Source organism: Enterococcus sp. MMGLQ5-1, from assembly GCF_013155265.1.
Taxonomy (GTDB): domain Bacteria; phylum Bacillota; class Bacilli; order Lactobacillales; family Streptococcaceae; genus MMGLQ5-1.
In genome coordinates, this window is sequence record NZ_JABJXU010000008.1 from 124752 (window position 1) to 142435 (window position 17684).

17 protein-coding genes and 1 riboswitch are annotated in these 17684 nt (G+C 37.3%); of the genes, 13 read left to right on the top strand and 4 right to left on the bottom strand.

The window, feature by feature from the left end; genetic code table 11:
* Positions 1-3: 3 nt before the first annotated feature.
* Genes HOY35_RS09420 through HOY35_RS09430 form a run of 3 tightly spaced genes read left to right on the top strand, consistent with a single transcriptional unit; the run spans position 4 to position 3739 of the window.
* The gene (locus HOY35_RS09420) at positions 4-1083 is read left to right on the top strand and encodes an ABC transporter permease (RefSeq protein ID WP_172212620.1); all 1080 of its coding nucleotides are present in this window, start codon (positions 4-6) and stop codon (positions 1081-1083) included.
* Positions 1083-2021, top strand: a complete 939-nt coding sequence (locus tag HOY35_RS09425; RefSeq protein ID WP_172212618.1) for an ABC transporter permease — start codon at positions 1083-1085, stop codon at positions 2019-2021. Before HOY35_RS09420 ends, HOY35_RS09425 begins: the two co-directional genes overlap by 1 nt.
* Complete coding sequence (locus HOY35_RS09430) at positions 2018-3739, top strand: ABC transporter ATP-binding protein (RefSeq protein ID WP_172212616.1); 1722 nt, start codon at positions 2018-2020, stop codon at positions 3737-3739. The genes HOY35_RS09425 and HOY35_RS09430 overlap by 4 nt, the downstream gene beginning before the upstream one ends.
* 332 nt (positions 3740-4071) lie before the next feature.
* Here HOY35_RS09430 and rlmH read toward each other — a convergent pair whose 3' ends face one another.
* Complete coding sequence (rlmH, locus tag HOY35_RS09435) at positions 4072-4551, bottom strand: 23S rRNA (pseudouridine(1915)-N(3))-methyltransferase RlmH (protein WP_172212614.1); 480 nt, start codon at positions 4549-4551, stop codon at positions 4072-4074.
* 222 nt (positions 4552-4773) lie between these two features.
* On the opposite strand from rlmH, the gene HOY35_RS09440 reads away from it, so the two are divergent.
* The 6 genes from HOY35_RS09440 to HOY35_RS09465 all read left to right on the top strand — a co-directional run bounded on the left by HOY35_RS09440 (position 4774) and on the right by HOY35_RS09465 (position 10194).
* On the top strand, positions 4774-5985 hold the full coding sequence (locus tag HOY35_RS09440; protein ID WP_172212612.1) for a S1C family serine protease: 1212 nt from the start codon (positions 4774-4776) through the stop codon (positions 5983-5985).
* Between the two features lie 151 nt (positions 5986-6136).
* Positions 6137-6730, top strand: coding sequence for an ATP-dependent Clp endopeptidase proteolytic subunit ClpP (clpP, locus tag HOY35_RS09445; protein ID WP_172212610.1), 594 nt, complete (start codon positions 6137-6139; stop codon positions 6728-6730).
* A 711-nt stretch (positions 6731-7441) separates the two neighbouring features.
* Positions 7442-8413 carry a thiamine pyrophosphate-dependent dehydrogenase E1 component subunit alpha gene (locus HOY35_RS09450; protein ID WP_172212608.1) on the top strand — a complete coding sequence of 324 codons (972 nt, stop codon included), beginning with the start codon at positions 7442-7444 and terminating at the stop codon, positions 8411-8413.
* The gene (locus HOY35_RS09455; protein ID WP_172212606.1) at positions 8406-9353 is read left to right on the top strand and encodes an alpha-ketoacid dehydrogenase subunit beta; all 948 of its coding nucleotides are present in this window, start codon (positions 8406-8408) and stop codon (positions 9351-9353) included. Before HOY35_RS09450 ends, HOY35_RS09455 begins: the two co-directional genes overlap by 8 nt.
* Positions 9346-9729, top strand: a complete 384-nt coding sequence (locus HOY35_RS09460; RefSeq protein ID WP_172212604.1) for a DUF1934 domain-containing protein — start codon at positions 9346-9348, stop codon at positions 9727-9729. Before HOY35_RS09455 ends, HOY35_RS09460 begins: the two co-directional genes overlap by 8 nt.
* A gap of 264 nt (positions 9730-9993) precedes the next feature.
* Positions 9994-10194, top strand: a complete 201-nt coding sequence (locus HOY35_RS09465; protein ID WP_172212602.1) for a DUF3272 family protein — start codon at positions 9994-9996, stop codon at positions 10192-10194.
* Here HOY35_RS09465 and HOY35_RS09470 read toward each other — a convergent pair.
* The 3 genes from HOY35_RS09470 to HOY35_RS09480 all read right to left on the bottom strand — a co-directional run bounded on the left by HOY35_RS09470 (position 10178) and on the right by HOY35_RS09480 (position 12675).
* The gene (locus HOY35_RS09470) at positions 10178-10456 is read right to left on the bottom strand and encodes a hypothetical protein (protein ID WP_172285830.1); all 279 of its coding nucleotides are present in this window, start codon (positions 10454-10456) and stop codon (positions 10178-10180) included. The two genes, HOY35_RS09465 and HOY35_RS09470, sit on opposite strands and share 17 nt — an antisense overlap.
* A 217-nt stretch (positions 10457-10673) precedes the next feature.
* The gene (locus HOY35_RS09475) at positions 10674-11648 is read right to left on the bottom strand and encodes a biotin--[acetyl-CoA-carboxylase] ligase (protein WP_172212598.1); all 975 of its coding nucleotides are present in this window, start codon (positions 11646-11648) and stop codon (positions 10674-10676) included.
* An 85-nt stretch (positions 11649-11733) separates the two neighbouring features.
* A complete protein-coding gene (locus HOY35_RS09480; RefSeq protein WP_172212596.1) occupies positions 11734-12675 on the bottom strand; it encodes a magnesium transporter CorA family protein in 942 nt (313 codons plus the stop codon).
* Between the two features lie 311 nt (positions 12676-12986).
* Positions 12987-13092, top strand: a riboswitch (SMK box riboswitch).
* Here HOY35_RS09480 and metK point away from each other — a divergent pair.
* The 4 genes from metK to HOY35_RS09500 all read left to right on the top strand — a co-directional run bounded on the left by metK (position 13090) and on the right by HOY35_RS09500 (position 17611).
* Positions 13090-14280: a methionine adenosyltransferase gene (metK, locus tag HOY35_RS09485; RefSeq protein ID WP_172212594.1), complete on the top strand. Its 1191-nt coding sequence runs from the start codon at positions 13090-13092 to the stop codon at positions 14278-14280. Its footprint overlaps the riboswitch before it by 3 nt.
* A 636-nt stretch (positions 14281-14916) precedes the next feature.
* On the top strand, positions 14917-15705 hold the full coding sequence (locus tag HOY35_RS13670) for a M15 family metallopeptidase (protein WP_172212592.1): 789 nt from the start codon (positions 14917-14919) through the stop codon (positions 15703-15705).
* A complete protein-coding gene (locus HOY35_RS09495; protein WP_172212590.1) occupies positions 15702-16304 on the top strand; it encodes a glycoside hydrolase family 73 protein in 603 nt (200 codons plus the stop codon). Before HOY35_RS13670 ends, HOY35_RS09495 begins: the two co-directional genes overlap by 4 nt.
* A gap of 320 nt (positions 16305-16624) precedes the next feature.
* Positions 16625-17611 carry a LacI family DNA-binding transcriptional regulator gene (locus HOY35_RS09500; RefSeq protein WP_249641517.1) on the top strand — a complete coding sequence of 329 codons (987 nt, stop codon included), beginning with the start codon at positions 16625-16627 and terminating at the stop codon, positions 17609-17611.
* Positions 17612-17684 lie beyond the last annotated feature (73 nt).

The following is a 17684-nucleotide window of genomic DNA, read 5'->3' on the forward strand; positions in this document are numbered from 1 at the left end:
CTCATGAAAAAAAATGAAAAGCCCATTAAAGCAAAGTTTCTAAAGAATAATTTTCTTAGATATTGTTTTGTGCGCTTTTTGTTTATCATTCCAACCGTTTTTGTCTTGGTGACAGTGGTATTTTTCTTGACAAGGCTAACTGGTGATCCAATCACAATTGCCTTGTCTGGTAAGCTACCACCTGCTGAAATTGCGGCGCGTGTTCATCAAGCTGGTTATGATAGACCAATAATCGTACAATATGTTGAATATTTAGGCAATTTATTACAGGGTAACTTAGGGAATTCGACTTCAATGTCAATGCCCGTGACTGAAATTCTCCAAAAATATGGCGCAGCTACTTTTGAGCTAGCGATACTCGCTACTGTTGTAGCGCTAATAATTGGTATTCCGTTAGGTAAAATCTCAGCAAGATATCGTGATAAAATACCTGATGTTGTTATTCGTTTATTCTCAATTACTTGCTATGCAACACCAGTTTTCTTTTTAGGACTTGTCTTAAAACTGATTTTTTCTGTTTATATGCCAATCTTGCCTTCAAATGGTCGTGTTTCAGCGATTTATGAGGGACAGTTACAATCTGTCGCCTTTCCCACTGGCTTTAATATCATTGATTCCATTCAAACTGGAGATATGACAATTGTTGGTGATGTCTTGTCACATTCAATTTTGCCCGCACTTGCGCTTGGCTTATTAACCGCCGCAACCTTTATTCGTCTGATTCGTACCAATTTAATTTCAACACTATCTACCGATTACGTATTCGCAGTACGTTCAAGAGGAGTGGATGATCAGCGCATTTTAAATAAGCACGCATGGAAGCCTGCTTTAATGCCGATTATTACGGTAATGGGAATGAATATTGCAATGATGCTTGCTGGTGCCATCTTGACTGAAACAACATTTGAATGGAAAGGTCTGGGTTATCAATTGTCTCAATTAATTAAGGCACGTGACTTCGATGCCGTGCAGGGAATTGTTATCTTAATTGCGATTATTGTTTCGGTAACTAACTTTATTGTAGACGTGGCAGCAGCAGCGATTGATCCACGTGTCCGTCAAAGTGGGGGGGAAACGAAATAATGAAAAAATTAAAAAACCTACCACTTATTAAACAGATTAGACAATCCGTTGGTTTGCAACGCTTTATGCTTTTGACTGGATTAATTATTATCGTCCTTTTTCTATTATGTGCTTTATTTGCACCAATCTTGGCACCATTTGATTATGCTCAGACAAAGGCTGACGGTGTTTCCTTTACACCGCAAGCCGCACCAGATAGTGTTCATTTATTAGGAACAACCGTCGGTGGCTTAGATGTTTTATCTCGTGTAATTTGGGGCTCACAAACGGCATTGTTTGCCATTATTGTTTCAGTTGTGGCTTCGTTATTCTTAGGTACTATTTTAGGTTTAATCTCAGGCTATTTCGGTGGCTGGCTAGATAAAATCTTAGTAGCGATTGCCGATGCCATTTACTCATTTCCGTCACTCTTATTGGCTATTGTTTTGGCGATTATGCTTAATGCAAATGGTGGCAGTGTGACCGGTGGTATTATGTCGGCTGGTATTTCAATTACGGTTGTTTTTGTCCCACAATATCTTCGAGTTGTGCGTTCTGAAGTGATGAAAATCAAAAATGAGGCCTATATTGATTCGGCTAAAGCCATCGGTGCTTCGACAACTCGGATTTTATTCCGCCATGTCTTGAAAAATTCAACACGAACACTACCTGTTATCATTACAATGAATGCTGCCGAAGCAATTTTAACCTTAGCAGGACTTGGTTTTCTTGGTTTGGGTATTGAGCCGTCAGCGGCAGCAGAGTGGGGCTATGATTTGAATCGTTCGATTTCCGATGTTACAGCTGGGATTTGGTGGACGTCCATCTTCCCCGGCTTAGCGATTGTAATTGTTGTAATTGGTATTACCTTACTTGGTGAAGGCTTGAATGACTTATCTGATCCAAGACTTCGTATCAGAAGAAAACCAACACCGTTTAATGAGGAGGTAGAAAAATGACGATTGGCACAGAAAAGCAAAATGATGTGGCACGTATTGAAAACCTTCGTGTACGTTTCAGTACAGATAATGGTGATTTCGATGCGGTTAAAGATACCTCATTAACAATCGCAGAGGGTGAAATTTTAGCCCTAGTTGGTGAGTCTGGCTCAGGGAAATCAGTGACATCTAAGACCATACTTCAGATGCTGCCAGATTCAGCTGTTGAAGCTGGCACCGTTTTACTTAAAACCTCAGAAGAGGGCTTAGAGGATGTGCATTCACTTTCACCTAGTAAGTTACGTGAGATTAGAGGGACATCAGCAGCGATGGTATTCCAAGAACCAGCGACTGCCTTAAATCCTGTTTATAAAATCGGCTGGCAGATTGCTGAAGGGATTCGTGCCCATTCACAGCTCTTTGAAGGCAAAAGGCTAGACAAGGCTGAGGCTCGAAAGCGGGCGATTGAAATTTTAAGAAAAGTTGGTATTCCTGATCCCGAAGCTCGAGTGGACTACTATCCCCACCAGTTTTCTGGTGGACAAAAGCAACGGATTGTGATTGCGCAGGCTTTAGTTTTAGGTGCTAAGCTGATTATTGCCGATGAGCCGACAACAGCTTTAGATGTGACGGTACAGGCAGAAATATTAGAATTACTAAAATCAATTCGTGATGAGTTCAATACCTCGATCTTATTAATCACTCACAATATGGGCGTGGTTGCTGACATGGCTGATCGGGTCATTGTGATGAATCAAGGTCGAATTGTTGAATCGGCAGATGTCTTTGCTTTATTTGAAAATCCTAAGGATGCCTATACGCAAAAATTATTGGCAGCTGTACCTAAAATTGACAAGTTAACCCGGCGGGCTAATACCCGAAAAGTACCATTAGTGGTTGATCCAGCCATTGATGCCAAGCCAGAAGAAGTGATTATTGAGGCTAAAAATATTAGTGTTATTTATCCGGGGCAAGGCGCCAATAAAGAATTTATCGCAGTTGACAACGTTTCCTTTGAAATTCGTAAAGGTGAAGTGATGGGGTTGGTTGGTGAGTCTGGCTCTGGTAAATCAACTATTGGTCGTTCAATCATGGGGCTGTCACCATTTGAAGGTGATTTAAAGGTTTATGGCAAGGTTTTATCAAAATTAAGTGCCAAGGAGCGTCGGACACTCCGTCAACGGATTGGTTATGTTTTTCAAGATCCATATGGTTCGTTTAATCCTTTGTTGACTTTAGGTGAAGCGATTGCTGAGCCAATGATTGTAGCAGGTCCAAATCACATTTCAGGATTTGGTGCTAAGAATTTAAAAGCAGCAATGCCTAGAGTAGAAGCTTTATTAGAGATGGTTAAGCTACCCAAAGCCTTTGCAAACCGTTTTCCACATGAGCTATCAGGCGGACAGCGTCAGCGTGTTGGTATCGCTAGAGCATTGGCTTTGCAGCCAGAATTTATTATTGCCGACGAACCAACCTCAGCCTTGGATGTCTCAGTTCAGGCAGAAGTGCTAAAGCTTTTCCTGGATTTACAGGATCAGCTGCAATTTTCTTGTTTATTTATTTCACATGATTTAGCCGTCATTGATATGGTTTCTGATTATATTTCGGTGCTTTATCACGGTCAAATCGTCGAAAAAGGTACTGGTGAGCAGATTTTAACTAATCCACAAAATGATTATACGAAAAAATTATTAGCATCACTGCCGATACCCGATCCAAAGGTACAACGAAACCGATAAATAATTAATCGTTGAAAAGATAAAAAAACGTTTTAGTTTTTACAATGGTAAAGCTAAAGCGTTTTTTATTCACTGTAGCTTGTTCTTGGTAAACCTTTCATCGAAAAAATTAAAGGTGTTCTCGATTAGGAGCAGGCATGCTTTTTGAAAAAACGGATACGATAACTGGCGTAATCAGTAAGCTCAATCAGCATCAACTATTCGTTATGATGTCAGGCTAAGTTAATAGCCGATTATGCGGACGCCTTTAAAAATAATATTTAAGAATACGCAATTATATTTATCAAGTAAAAATGTCCTAGCCTTCTATAAGTAAAAAGCTAGGACATTTTTTATTTGTGATAAGGCATCCCAGCAATAATTGTCTGGCTACGATAGATTTGTTCAATCAAAATCAGACGCATTAGCTGATGGGGATAGGTCATTTTGCCAAATGAGATTGTTTGATTGGCGCGTGACAAGACTTCCTCTGAAAGTCCGAGTGAGCCACCAATGACAAAGGTCAAATCACTTTTACCAGAAATTGTTAGCTGTCTCAATTCTTCAGCTAAGTTTTCACTTGTTCGTTCTTTGGCTTGAATGGCTAAAGCATACATATACTCTTTATCTTTAATTTTCTCCAGAATGCGTTGACCTTCCTTTTCTTTGACAATTCGCATCTCAGTATCGCTTAATCTTTCAGGTGCTTTTTCATCAGCAACTTCAATGATTTGGATTTTGGCAAATTTGGTTAATCGCTTTTGATATTCCGAAATACCTTCCTTCAGATAGTTTTCTTTAAGCTTACCTACGGTGATGATTTTAATATTCATGACGCCTCCATTTTTTGATTATAATATTTTATTAAATTATTGTCATCTTTTAATTTATCTGAAAGCATTGTTTGATTTTAATTGATTAATTAACAAATTATGCAACGCATAAAATAGATGTATGAATTATTTTGCAATTAATTAACTTTAAGCTAAAATTAAGTTAAGAATATTATTATAACCTATATTAAAAATGTAAAGATTCGTTGGAGGAAATTAATTATGAAGCAAGTTAAAAAGTTCATTCCCGGTTTGGTAGGTGGTGTCGTTGGTGCGTCACTTTTATTAGGTGGCAATTACTTAATCAATGGTAATTCTAGTACTGGCTCTTCAAGTTCAACGACAGGAACGACTAAGGTCAGTAATGTGAGCTACAAAGTTTCTTCAACGGTGACCGAGGCCGTGGCCAAGGTGTCACCTGCGGTTGTCTCAGTAATTAATCTACAATCAACACAATCAAGTAATAGCATGGATTCTATCTTTGGACAGCAGGGCAGTGATGATTCTAGTAGCTCTGGTGATTTAGAGGCAGCAAGTGAGGGTAGTGGTGTTATTTATAAAAAATCTGGTGACAAGGCATATGTGGTAACTAATAATCACGTTGTTGAGTCGCAGGAAGGACTTGAAATTTTATTAGCTGATGGTACTAAGGTGACAGGTAAATTAGTTGGAACGGATTCGTATACTGATTTAGCAGTGATTGAAATTCCGGCAGATAAGGTAACCACTGTTGCTGAATTTGGTGACTCAGATAAATTAACAGTTGGTGAGCCTGCGATAGCAATTGGTTCCCCACTAGGTAGCGAATATGCTAATTCGGTCACAGAAGGTATTGTCTCATCTCTTAATCGTAATGTTGTCAGTACGAATGAATCTAACGAGACTGTAAATATCAATGCCATCCAAACTGACGCCGCAATTAACCCTGGTAATTCTGGTGGTCCATTAGTCAATATCAGTGGTCAGGTTATTGGGATCAATTCATCAAAAATTGCTTCAAGTAGCACTTCAAGCAGTGTTTCAGTTGAAGGCATGGGCTTTGCGATTCCATCTAATGATGTTGTAAGCATCATTAATCAGCTTGAAGAAAATGGTGAGGTTGAACGACCAGCACTTGGTGTGCAGCTAGTTAATTTGAGCGATTTATCTAGTCAACAAATTGAACAATACCTAAAAACGCCTGATACTGTGACAAGTGGTGCAGTTTTAGCTTCTGTTTCGAGTGCGACGCCTGCTGAAGAGGCTGGCTTAAAGCAGTATGATGTCATTGTGGCAGTGGATGATGATGAGGTAACTTCTGTAACAGATCTTCAGAGTGCACTTTATAAGCATAAGGTTGGTGACGAGATCAAGATTACTTATTATCGCGGTGATAAAAAATCAACGGTGACCGTTAAGCTCACTTTAAATACAAAATCACTACAAAATAAATAAAAGTTTTAAGTGAAAATAAATGAGTGACTTGATATAATGATTATCAGGTCACTATTTATTTTTATTGGTACCTTTTATTTGACCTTTATTGACCAAAACAGTAAAATGTAAACAGAGTAAATAATTTTATAGAAATCATGGAGGTTTTCCTATGAATTTAGTCCCAACAGTTATCGAGCAAAGTTCTCGAGGTGAGCGTGCTTACGACATCTATTCAAGATTATTGAAGGATAGAATTATTATGCTTACCGGTGCAATTGATGATAATGTTGCCAATGCGGTCATTGCACAGCTTTTATTTTTAGATGCACAAGACTCTGAAAAGGATATTTATCTTTATGTGAATTCACCGGGCGGGAGTGTGTCAGCTGGTTTAGCTATTTTTGATACGATGAATTTTATTAAAGCAGATGTCCAAACAATTGTTTTAGGTATGGCTGCTTCAATGGGCTCATTTTTAGCAACTGCCGGCCAAAAGGGTAAACGTTTTGCTTTGCCAAATGCTGAAATTATGATTCACCAGCCACTTGGTGGTGCTCAAGGTCAGGCAACTGAAATCTTAATTGCGGCCGATCATATCAAAAATACGCGTGAACGACTAAACCGTATTTTAGCAGAGCGTACAGGTCAACCAATTGAAGTGATTGAAAAAGACACTGATCGTGATAACTATATGACTGCTCAACAGGCTAAAGAATATGGTTTAATTGATGAGGTTATGGAATCAGCAGCAGAAATTAAATAGTAAATTTATTATTAGTATTTTTTAAATGCGGGTGATTATTGACATACTCGTTGCAATGCAGACAAAGTATACTTTCAGAGTATGCTTTGTTTTTTTGACTCTACAATAAATTTGACTGATAAATATTTCGGTCTATTCTTTATCGGTTTAATTTGGGTTTGATTTTTGGAAACAATCCCGTTTTCGCAATAAATTGGCAATACAAAGGAGAATTTGGAATTGTTTCACAGAAACAATCCCGTTTTCGCAATAAATCGGCAATACAAAGGAGAATTTGGAATTGTTTCACGGGAACAATCCTATTTTCGCAATAAATCGGCAATACAAAGGAGAATTTGGAATTGTTTCACGGAAACAATCCTATTTTCGCAATAAATCGGCAATACAAAGGAGAATTTGGAATAGTTTCACGGAAACAATCCTATTTTCGCAATAAATCGGCAATACAAAGGAGAATTTGGAATAGTTTCACGGAAACAATCCTGTTTTCGCAATAAATTGGCAATACAAAGGAGGTTAGGACTTTTGGGGGTCACATCAGTCACATCATTTTGTCCCGCCTCATTTTTATTTGATTTTACGGGATGACAGCAAAAAAAGTCTTAAATTTACGTAAAAATACTGATAAATGGTTTATAAAAGTTGAGGATTGTGAAAAAAAAAGATAGACTATTAACAATGGAATGAATAAATTAGGAATGGAGGGATTAGGTGTTAGTAGAGAAATCAGTTTTGCAAAAATCACAAGCAATCAATTTTTATCATCAGATGTTAAAAATACGCTTCTTTGAAGATATTGTCGATTTTTATAATCGTCAGGGTAAAGTACACGGTACGACACATCTTTACAATGGTCAAGAAGCAATTGCAACTGGTATTTGTCAAAATCTTAATCAGTCAGATTTAGTCTTATCTACTCATCGAAATCACGGTCACGCAATCGCTAAGGGTGTAGAAACGTACCCTATGTTTGCGGAAATTTTTGGGAAAATAACTGGAACTAATGGTGGACGAGGTGGCAGTATGCACATTGCGGATCATCAAAGGGGCTTTATTGGTGGTAATGGTATTGTTGGTGGTAACTTTCCGGTGGCAATTGGTCTGGCACAGGCGATTAAAATGCAAGGTGAAAATCATTTGGTTGTTTGTTTTTCAGGAGATGGTGCAACAAATGAAGGTACCTTCCACGAATCAATGAATATTGCTGCACTCTGGCAGCTGCCAATTATTTTTGTGATTGAAAATAATCAATATGCAATGAGTAGCCCAATTGAAAAAATGATGAGTGTGCCAAATTTAAGCCTACGTGCTAAAAATTATGGTATGACTGGGCTTAGAATTAATGGTAATGATATTTTTGAGGTACATCAAACGATGCAGGCATTAATCCATCGTGAAGTGATGTCACCGGTTTTAATTGAAGCACAAACCTATCGCTTTAAGGGGCATTCTCGCAGTGACAAAGAGGTCTATCGGACGACGGAGGAAGTTAATTTCTGGAAGGATTATTATGATCCAATTGAACATCTAGCTGACCATTTAATTCAGGACTATGGTATGACCCAAAATCAATTGTTGAAAATGAAACAGGACGTGAGAAAAAGCTTGGAGACTGAGGCGATAAGGGCTCTAAATGATCCAGAGCCAGGAATTGAAAATCTTCTGAGAGGTGTCTATGCCTAAAATAACCTATGTTGAGGCAGTAAATATTGCTTTAAAGGAAATTCTGGCTGAAAATGCTAAAAGCTATGTTTTAGGTGAGGATGTCGGTGAGTATGGTGGGGCCTTTGGTGCTACGAAGGATTTAATTGTCCAGTATCCAAATCAAGTGCTTGAAACACCAATTTCAGAAGCGGCAATAGCTGGTGTGGCTACAGGCTCAGCAATGGCAGGAATGTATCCGATTTTGGAAATTCAATTTTCTGATTTTTTGACGGTTGCGATGGATCAAATTGTCAATCAGGCGGCCAAAATTCATTATTTATCTAATGGTAAGGTTAATGTCCCAATGACAATTCGTGCAGCAATCGGAAGCGGGACAGGGGCAAGTGCTCAGCATTCACAGAGCTTTGAGAGCTGGTTCACACAGGTGCCAGGCCTAATTGTAATTGAGCCAAGTAACGCTGAGGATGCCTATCGTGCATTGAAGGCAGCATCAAGTAATCTTAATCCGGTACTGATTTTGGAGCCCAAAGCATTATATAAGCAAAGCTTTGATTTTGAAAATTTAACACCCTTGGTTATTGGAAAATCAGAAGTCAAGCATTTGGGTAATGACTTAACGATTATTGCGGTTGGCAGAATGGTTAATCTTGCGCTATCAATTGCTCAGCAATCAGTATTTTCCATCGAGGTGATTGATCCAATTACCTTGTCGCCGCTTGATGAAACAGGCTTACTGCAATCAGCTCATAAAACGGGTCGTGTTATTATTTTAACTGACTCGGTGAAGCAAGGCATTGCCAGTGAATTAGCCTCACTTATTGCCCTGAATAGTCAAGCAAAAGTAAAACAATTGACTGCGAAGTTTAGCCCAGTGCCCGCCGCTGCTGCTTTAGAAAAAGCCTTTGTGCCTAATCATATTGAGCTTGAAGCAATGGTTGAGGAGCTGCTCCATGGTTGAAATTCAATTTAGAAATCAAGTGACGCAGGGCGATATCGTCGAAATAATTGAAGAAAAATTTTCAGGTGAATATATTGAACGATTAGGTGTACGCTATTTACAGTATGAAGACACTGAACAAATAAAAAATATTGTTAAGCTTTCCACTGATTTGATAGAAATCATTCGCTTTGGGACATATAGCAGTAAAATAACGCTTAACTTGAAAGTAGATGGTGCGGCTCATTTTAATTTTCCAGAGATGGCAATGGATTTGATAACACGAGTGGAATGGTTTAAGGCTGCAGAAAACGAAGTTGAGTTAGCCTATCTTTTGTTAAAGCCTGAAAATGAAGCTATAATTGGCAGGTATCAATTAAGATATAACTGGGCTTAATGCTTATTCAAGCTAAAAGCGCAATTCCACAATGATTTTAATAAGATGCTAAATTTCCTTGTTCAAAACTCTGAAAATAGTCGAATCGTGCCTTTATTTACTTTGACTATAAGTCCAAGTGTGCGATGTAGCTATTGAAGATTTTTAGGGAATTTAGCCTGTTTCGAGCAAGTCTAAGCAAGCACCCTCACCTTTTTTATTTGCTTAATACTTTTGATTTTCAAGCCATGATTCGTTATACTTATATATAAGCGAGGTAATTAAATGAGAAAAAATGAATTTATAATTCAAGCATCAATTTCAAGCTTATACACATGGTGGCTGATGGACTGCATTTTTAATCAAAGTCTTTTCGGAACGGCCTTTTGGGGTACGCTTTTGGGCTTCAAATTGAGAAGGCTTTACTTATTGGATAAGGTCGCTAGAAAGCTTTATCGTCAAGGTAAATTTAAAAATAAGCAATAAACATCAAGATAAATATTATGCCAACGATGCCTAAATTGAGACTTAGTAAAGCAAGTCGACTGAAAAATGCACGTTGGTATTTTTTATCTTGGATTTTTAATTTAACACCTCTAAAATAGGTGATACTCATTAAGGCTAAGACAAGTAAAAATACCTGTAGGACGAAGCCGATAGACCAGTATGGATTTGTGTCAATTTGCTGCCAAAAATAATAATTGATTAGGCTAGCTGCAACAGCAAATAGCGAAAATAGATAGGCCATTATTAACCTCCCCTTTTTTAAGTGGTTTGACCTCTGATAAGCTTTAAATAAAGGACTATATCATAAATCCCTCTTAGTTAAATGCTCTTAATTCAAGAGCATTACACGCTAGAATAGCTCGGCATAAGTTAAAATAATTTGCGATAGTAAAGGATAAACGTCGCTATAATGTTTTAAAACCTCTACTCGATTTTCTACCAGCGTGTTTAGCCCTTTTTTAATGCTCAAAATGCTTTAAAGATATTTCACCGCTTGAAAGCTTAATTTGTTCATTGCTTGGCTTAAGCGTCACTATCAATTCTCCTGTTTGAGAAATATCATTTGCGATACCTTGATATTCAATGCCATTCTTAATGAAAGATACATTTTTTCCTAAAATAAACGAATCTCGTCTATAGTCATCGATAAATGGTTGGTTGATGAGTTCAAAAAAGGTGTTCCAAATTTCAGCTATCAATTGGTTTTTAGTAATGGTAGGCTGCCCATCGGCAAATAATGAGGTTGCCTTATCTTGAATTTCTACTGGAAAGCTTTCTTGTTGAATCGCAAAGTTTAGACCAATGCCGATGATGACATGGTTGATTTGTCCAGATTCCATATTCGTGGTCGCTTCAGATAAGATACCTGCCATTTTTTTCTGATTGAGATAGATATCGTTAACCCATTTGATTTTAGCTTCTATCTGAGTTAGCTTTTTAATTGCAGTAACGATTGCCACTGCCGTTAAGATGGTATACTGAGGCATTTCCTGAAAGCTTTTCTCAGGCTTAATTGCAAGACTCATATAAATACCATGATCCGTCTCTGTATAGTATGCTCGCTTAAAACGACCGTGGGCGACCGTTTGGTTTCGTGCGATGAATAGAGCGTAGTTTGGCGTATTTTTCAATAATGCTGACTTTGCATCTTCTTGAGTTGATTCGGAATTCTCAACTAAGAAAACTGAGTCAATTAAATTATTTTTATTAAATAAATGCTTAATTTCATCTGGATTTAGAATATCACTTGAGCCAAGTAGGTAACCGCTGCCCTTGATTGAGTCAATTTGGTAGCCCAAATTTTTAAGCTCTTGAATTGACTTCCAGATAGCTGTTCGGCTAATGCCTAGTGATTCAGCAATTTTTTCACCAGAAACGGCTTGCCCCTTTTGGTTTAAAAGTGCAAGGTAGACCTTTCGCGTTGTTTGATTCATTTTAATCCTCTTAAATTGACTTTAATTGAAATATTACTTTATTAATCATAATAAAAAATTATTAAACATATCTAAAAATGACAGTTTAAAAAAATTTCTTTTTAACAAAATAAACGATTGTAGTGATGCTTAAAAAGATTGAAAGAATAATGATAATCCAAAATGCATGGTTGGTATTGGCAAAGGGCAGATTATTATCCTTTAGGTTCATCCCATAAGCAGAAAAAATCATTGTTGGGATACTCATGACGATGGTCACAATTGCTAAGAATTTCATGATGACATTTTGGTTATTGGAAATAATTGAAGCGAAGGTATCAAGCATACCATTTAAGATATTAGTATAAATATTAGCCATTTCAATCGCCTGCTTATTTTCAACAATTGCATCTTCAAGCAAATCGGTATCCTCAGGGTATTTTTTAATCGAACGGCTCTTAAGCAGCTTTTCTAAAACAACCTCATTAGATTTTAAGGAGGTCGTGAAGTAAACCAAGGTTTTTTCCATCTCTAAAAGCTCAATTAATTCTTCATTTCGGGTTGAACGGTGTAATTCGGCCTCGACCTTATCCGTTTTGCGATTAATAACTCGAAGATAACGCAAGTAAAGAGAAGCGTTTTTGTAAAGAATCTGAAAAATAAAGCGTGTTTTCATGTAAGTATAGAAATTTTTGACAATACCATTGGCAAAATCGTTTAAAATGCTATTTTCTTCAATACAAATTGTAATAATCACTTCTTCGGTAATAATAATACCTAGCGGAATTGTGATGTACCAATCTTTATTATTCCGAGTTTCAATAACAGGGATATCTACTAAGACAAGCGAGTAATGATCTTCAATCTGCAGTCGCGATCGTTCTTCCTCATCCAGTGCGGCTCGAATATCATCATATTCAAGATCATATTTTTCAGCAATTAATTTCGATTCCTCAATTGTTGGACTTGTCATCATAATCCAAGAACCGTGCTCTGGCTCTTTGATTTCGTCAATTACCTTGCCAACAGATGAAAAATAACGAATCATTAGACTCACCTCTTTAATGAAGGTGGAACAAAAGACGTTTAACGATCTAGAAATTTACCTATTCTCATAGTCGCTGACGTATTGCCCCCCATGAATTATGCATATTAAGTGGCAGGGCTATTTGTCCTCACCGCTTATTTTCATACCATACCATTTTACCACATATGCTCCTAAAAGCCTTATATTGTTTTTTTAAAAGATAAAATATTTTATTTTAATCAGAATGGTTGAGCTTATAATTAGTAAAATGTGACAATGAAAATAGAATAATAATTGAGAAATCGTTTTAAATTTAGCAATAACATGATAAAATAAGGTGTTACAGTTTCCGAAAGGACTTCATGAAAGCGACATTGTTGTTTCTTGGAGGACGCCTTGTAACCGAAAAAAAATGAAAACGGGGGAACAAGAATTATGGTAGAAAAAAAATTATTTACTTCAGAGTCAGTTTCAGAGGGTCATCCAGATAAGATTGCCGATCAAATCAGTGATGCAATTTTAGACGCAATTCTAGCCGAAGATCCTTATGCAAGAGTTGCTGTAGAAACAGCGGTTTATACAGGAACGGTTCACGTATTTGGTGAAATTTCAACAACTGCTTACATTGATATCAATCGTGTCGTCCGTGAAACGATTCGCGAGATTGGCTATGATCGTGCCAAATACGGTTTTGATGCGGATACGGTTGGGGTTCATCCCTCATTGGTTGAACAAAGTCCAGATATTGCGCAGGGTGTTGATACGGCATTAGAGGTACGTGATCAGCTGGAAAAGGATCCTCTAGATTTAATTGGTGCTGGCGACCAAGGCTTGATGTTTGGTTTTGCCAGTAATGAAACTGAAGAATATATGCCTTTACCGATTGCTCTAAGTCATAAATTAGTGCACAAGCTTGCTGAGCTGCGTAAAGGTGAACAATTATCATACCTTAGACCAGATGCTAAAAGTCAGGTGACGGTTGAATATGATAATGATGATCGGCCAAAGCGGGTAGATACTGTTGTGATTTCGACACAGCATGATCCTGACGTAGCACTTGAACAAATTAAAAAAGATGTGATTGCTAAGGTTATAAAAGAGGTTATTCCAGCTGAGCTATTGGATGATGAAACCAAATATTTTATTAATCCGACTGGTCGTTTCGTTATCGGTGGACCGCAAGGTGACTCAGGCCTGACGGGACGCAAAATTATTGTTGATACATATGGCGGCTACGCGAGACATGGTGGTGGTGCCTTTTCAGGTAAGGATGCAACCAAGGTTGACCGTTCAGCAAGCTATGCTGCACGCTACATTGCTAAAAATATCGTTGGCGCTGGCTTAGCTGATAAAATTGAAATTCAATTAGCCTATGCAATTGGTGTTGCGAAGCCTGTTTCAATTGCAGTTAATAGCTTTGAAACGGGAAAAATTAGTGACGATCGGATTATTGAAGCGATTCGTGCTCACTTTGATTTGAGACCTGCTGGCATTATTGAGATGCTTGATTTAAGGAAACCACGCTATCGTCAGACTGCGGCTTATGGACACTTTGGTAGAACGGATATTGATTTGCCTTGGGAGCGTTTGGATAAGGTTGAGCATCTAAAGGCCTATTTAAGCTGATAGTATTAATTAAAAAAGACGTTTAGCGACGTAAAAAAAGGTGCTAAATTGCCTCCTAAAAAAATCTAGCTTCAACGGCTTGAAATGTTTGATACAAGAAAAATAATTCGCGATAAAAAGCATCGCTATAATTATTTTTAGCTTGTACTCACATTTCAGAACGAGCCGTTTACGCTTTTTAGATAATGTTCGGAAATTTATCTATTTTCCTATGGCATTGAAGTTGTCGCTTTAGCGACTTACGGAAAAGCTGGTGGCAACGTGCCTAAGCGGATTTTCCGCTTAGGCGTTGACTAGTCGTTATCGCATTGTTCCCCGTAAATATAAAAGCTAAGTGTGATTGTCTACCAAACTCGAACGGTAAACAATAAATTTTAAGACATATGAAACTTAACGCTTTAGCGTTCTAGTTGAGTTGTTGAAAAAATTTTATTGTTTCGGGAGAGTTTCGGTAAATCACACGTGCTAGATAAATTACGAAAAAATATGAAAAGGGTTAGGACTTTTGTCCCAACCCCTTTTTAAGCGTCTTAGCTTGAGCTTATAATTTTATTAAGAAAGTTTAAAATTCAAAATGAAGGATTAATTAATAAATACAATGGCTTATGTTAAAATGAGAAGGGTGGAGGAGATATTGTGAAAAATAAAAAATTGACCATTCTTATTTTGCTTTTAATTATTAGTGTGATCATTTTTTGTATTGGTGTTTTAGTATATAATAATCAGCAGGATGAAAATCAGGACACAATTCAAAAATCTGACATCGCTACTAAACCGTCGCAAACGGCTAAGAAAAGCAGCAGTGACGAGTTAGATTTACCTGAGGGGCATTTGGCGGATTGGAATTTAGTATTGGTGAATAAAACACATCCAGTTGTCAATACTTCGCCGAATCTAGTGACACTAGCAAATGGTTTTCAGGTATTGGAGCAGATTCAGTCACCTGTTGAGTCATTGGTGAGCGCAGCTCAGGCTGATGGCATTGAACTACAGTTTGTATCTGCCTACCGAAGTGTTGAGGATCAGCAGGCGGTAGTAGCTTCGGTGATTAACCAAAATATTGCTTCAGGCATGTCAGAGGCGGAAGCTAAGACGACGGCGATGTCTGTTTTAACGGAGCCTGGTTATTCTGAGCATCATACTGGCTTAGCGATTGATTTAGTCGATACTACTTATTATCAAACTAACGCTGATAATCTATTAAACGAAGCCTATGCGGAAACGGCTAGTGCAAAGTGGCTGGCAAGTAACGCACCAAAATATGGCTTTATTCTGCGCTATCCAAAGGGGAAAGAGGCTGAAACAGGTATTGACTTTGAACCATGGCACTTTCGTTATGTTGGCGTTGAGCACGCAATTTATATGACGCAAAATAAGCTCACCTTAGAAGCATATATTAATCAATTAAAAGAGGCAGGTCGATGAATCCTAAAAAACAGATTAAAGCAAAGAAACTACAATTTTTTAGTCTTATATTTTTTGTCTTGGCAATTTTATTCTTTTTGATTGATCGTCAAACCTCAAGCTCTGAAATTCCAGTAGATGCGAATGGTGAAACGCATGTCCAGCAAGAAAATTTTATAAAAACGATTGCACCCTATGCCCAAGAATTACAGGAGAGCTACGGTGTTTATGCTTCGATTATCATTGGTCAAGCGGTTTTAGAGTCCAATTTTGGTCAGAGTCAGCTAGCAAGTAAATATAATAATCTCTTTGGCGTGAAGGCCTACGGAGATCAGAATAAGGTTACCTTAGATACCAAAGAATTTGTTAATGAGGAATGGATTACAATTCAAGGCGATTTTGTTGTTTATGATTCTTGGGAAGCATCAATGCTTGCTCACTCAAAGCTTTTTGTTAATGGTGTGACTTGGAATGGTGCATTATATCATAAGGTTCTTTCTGCCAAGGATTATCAAGAGGCTGCAAATGAAATTCAAAACGCTGGCTATGCGACTGATCCTGATTATGCCAAAAAATTAATTCAAGTCATTAAGGAATATAATTTGCAAAAATATGATTGATTGCGATGTAATAAGATGAAACAGAAGATATTTAGCTAATAGAAAAAGATGCTTACCCTCTCTGATTAAAGCTGTAAACAATCGGTGAGTCATTCGTTTATATAATCAGATGTTCTCTGTCTAACCGGATGACTTATCTATTTGTACCGTTTTGAGAGAGAAAGCCTTTAAATTACGAATAATATGATAGGGGTAGGACTTTTGTCCCACCCCTTTTTTAGCAATTTAAAAATAAAAATTAATAGCATATTAAAGCAGAATGTGCTAGGATATCATGATAATGAGAGCGTTTTTATATAAATCTAAAAATGAGGGATTAAATGATGACAAAGATAAGTGATATTGCTAGAGAAACTGGTTATTCAATTACTACGATTTCTAGAGCTATTAATAATCATCCAAATGTATCTGAAAAGACCAAAGAAAAAATATTTAGTGCAATGAAGGAATTTGGCTATTATCCAAATAGTGTTGCACAACAGCTGCGTGGGCAAAAAACAAAGCTAATAGGCGTTATTATTTCATATATTACAAATCCATTTTTCACCCATATGGTTGATGCAATTGAACGCTATGCCTATCGTAAGGGCTATCAAATTGTTGTTTTGCAAACCTTAGAACGGGCTGAACGAGAGCAAAAATTTATTGAGATGCTGCAAAAAAATCAGTTAGATGGCTTAATTATGACTAGTATTGAAAATGATAGTGATGAAATTGTGGCATTAATTCATTCAGGAAAAATTGTGGTTTGCAATCGTTATCTTGGTGATAAGGATATTGGCTTAATTGCCATCGATTCTCATAAAGCGGTTTATGAGGCTGTCTATTATTTACTCTCAAGGGGCTATCGAAAGCTTGCTTATTGTACTGGGGGAGTGGCTGTAGACAAGGATTATCGCTTTGAGGGTTTTATGCAAGCAATAAATGAATTTGAAGTAGAATTTAATCCAGAATGTCATTATTATAAACAGCTTAGAATTGAGGATGGCAAACAAACATTAATCGAAATGTTGCGTATGGGTAAGAATCGACCAGATGCCATTTTTGCTAATAGCGATGAAGTGGCCAGTGGGATTTTAAAGCAATGTCACATTTTAAATGTTAAAGTCCCCGAGGATTTAGCAATCATTGGCTTTGATGATCAACCAGTTGCTTCCTTAACCTTTCCAAGCTTGACAACAGTTCGCCAGCCTATTAAGCAGATGGGGGAATACGTTGCAAGCTTGTTAATTGCTCAATTAAATAATACGGAGCTACCTGAAAAGCCAGATTTAAGAACTAGACTAATTATTAGAGAGACGACCTAAAATAATAAGTAAATTAAAGAAAAAGATGAACTATAAAAGCGATTCTTTTCTTTTTTACTTTTTTATGAAAACG

What these genes read in the sequence shown, in the direction of transcription:
- HOY35_RS09440 (WP_172212612.1), top strand. Translation starts at nt 4,774, where the DNA reads ATGAAGCAAGTTAAAAAGTTCATTCCCGGTTTGGTAGGTGGTGTCGTT.
- HOY35_RS09425 (WP_172212618.1), top strand. Translation starts at nt 1,083, where the DNA reads ATGAAAAAATTAAAAAACCTACCACTTATTAAACAGATTAGACAATCC.
- HOY35_RS09495 (WP_172212590.1), top strand. Translation starts at nt 15,702, where the DNA reads ATGAATCCTAAAAAACAGATTAAAGCAAAGAAACTACAATTTTTTAGT.
- HOY35_RS09500 (WP_249641517.1), top strand. Translation starts at nt 16,625, where the DNA reads ATGATGACAAAGATAAGTGATATTGCTAGAGAAACTGGTTATTCAATT.
- HOY35_RS09420 (WP_172212620.1), top strand. Translation starts at nt 4, where the DNA reads ATGAAAAAAAATGAAAAGCCCATTAAAGCAAAGTTTCTAAAGAATAAT.
- HOY35_RS09470 (WP_172285830.1), bottom strand. Translation starts at nt 10,456, where the DNA reads ATGGCCTATCTATTTTCGCTATTTGCTGTTGCAGCTAGCCTAATCAAT.
- clpP (WP_172212610.1), top strand. Translation starts at nt 6,137, where the DNA reads ATGAATTTAGTCCCAACAGTTATCGAGCAAAGTTCTCGAGGTGAGCGT.
- rlmH (WP_172212614.1), bottom strand. Translation starts at nt 4,551, where the DNA reads ATGAATATTAAAATCATCACCGTAGGTAAGCTTAAAGAAAACTATCTG.
- HOY35_RS09480 (WP_172212596.1), bottom strand. Translation starts at nt 12,675, where the DNA reads ATGATTCGTTATTTTTCATCTGTTGGCAAGGTAATTGACGAAATCAAA.
- HOY35_RS09460 (WP_172212604.1), top strand. Translation starts at nt 9,346, where the DNA reads ATGGTTGAAATTCAATTTAGAAATCAAGTGACGCAGGGCGATATCGTC.
- HOY35_RS09455 (WP_172212606.1), top strand. Translation starts at nt 8,406, where the DNA reads ATGCCTAAAATAACCTATGTTGAGGCAGTAAATATTGCTTTAAAGGAA.
- metK (WP_172212594.1), top strand. Translation starts at nt 13,090, where the DNA reads ATGGTAGAAAAAAAATTATTTACTTCAGAGTCAGTTTCAGAGGGTCAT.
- HOY35_RS09465 (WP_172212602.1), top strand. Translation starts at nt 9,994, where the DNA reads ATGAGAAAAAATGAATTTATAATTCAAGCATCAATTTCAAGCTTATAC.
- HOY35_RS09475 (WP_172212598.1), bottom strand. Translation starts at nt 11,648, where the DNA reads ATGAATCAAACAACGCGAAAGGTCTACCTTGCACTTTTAAACCAAAAG.
- HOY35_RS09430 (WP_172212616.1), top strand. Translation starts at nt 2,018, where the DNA reads ATGACGATTGGCACAGAAAAGCAAAATGATGTGGCACGTATTGAAAAC.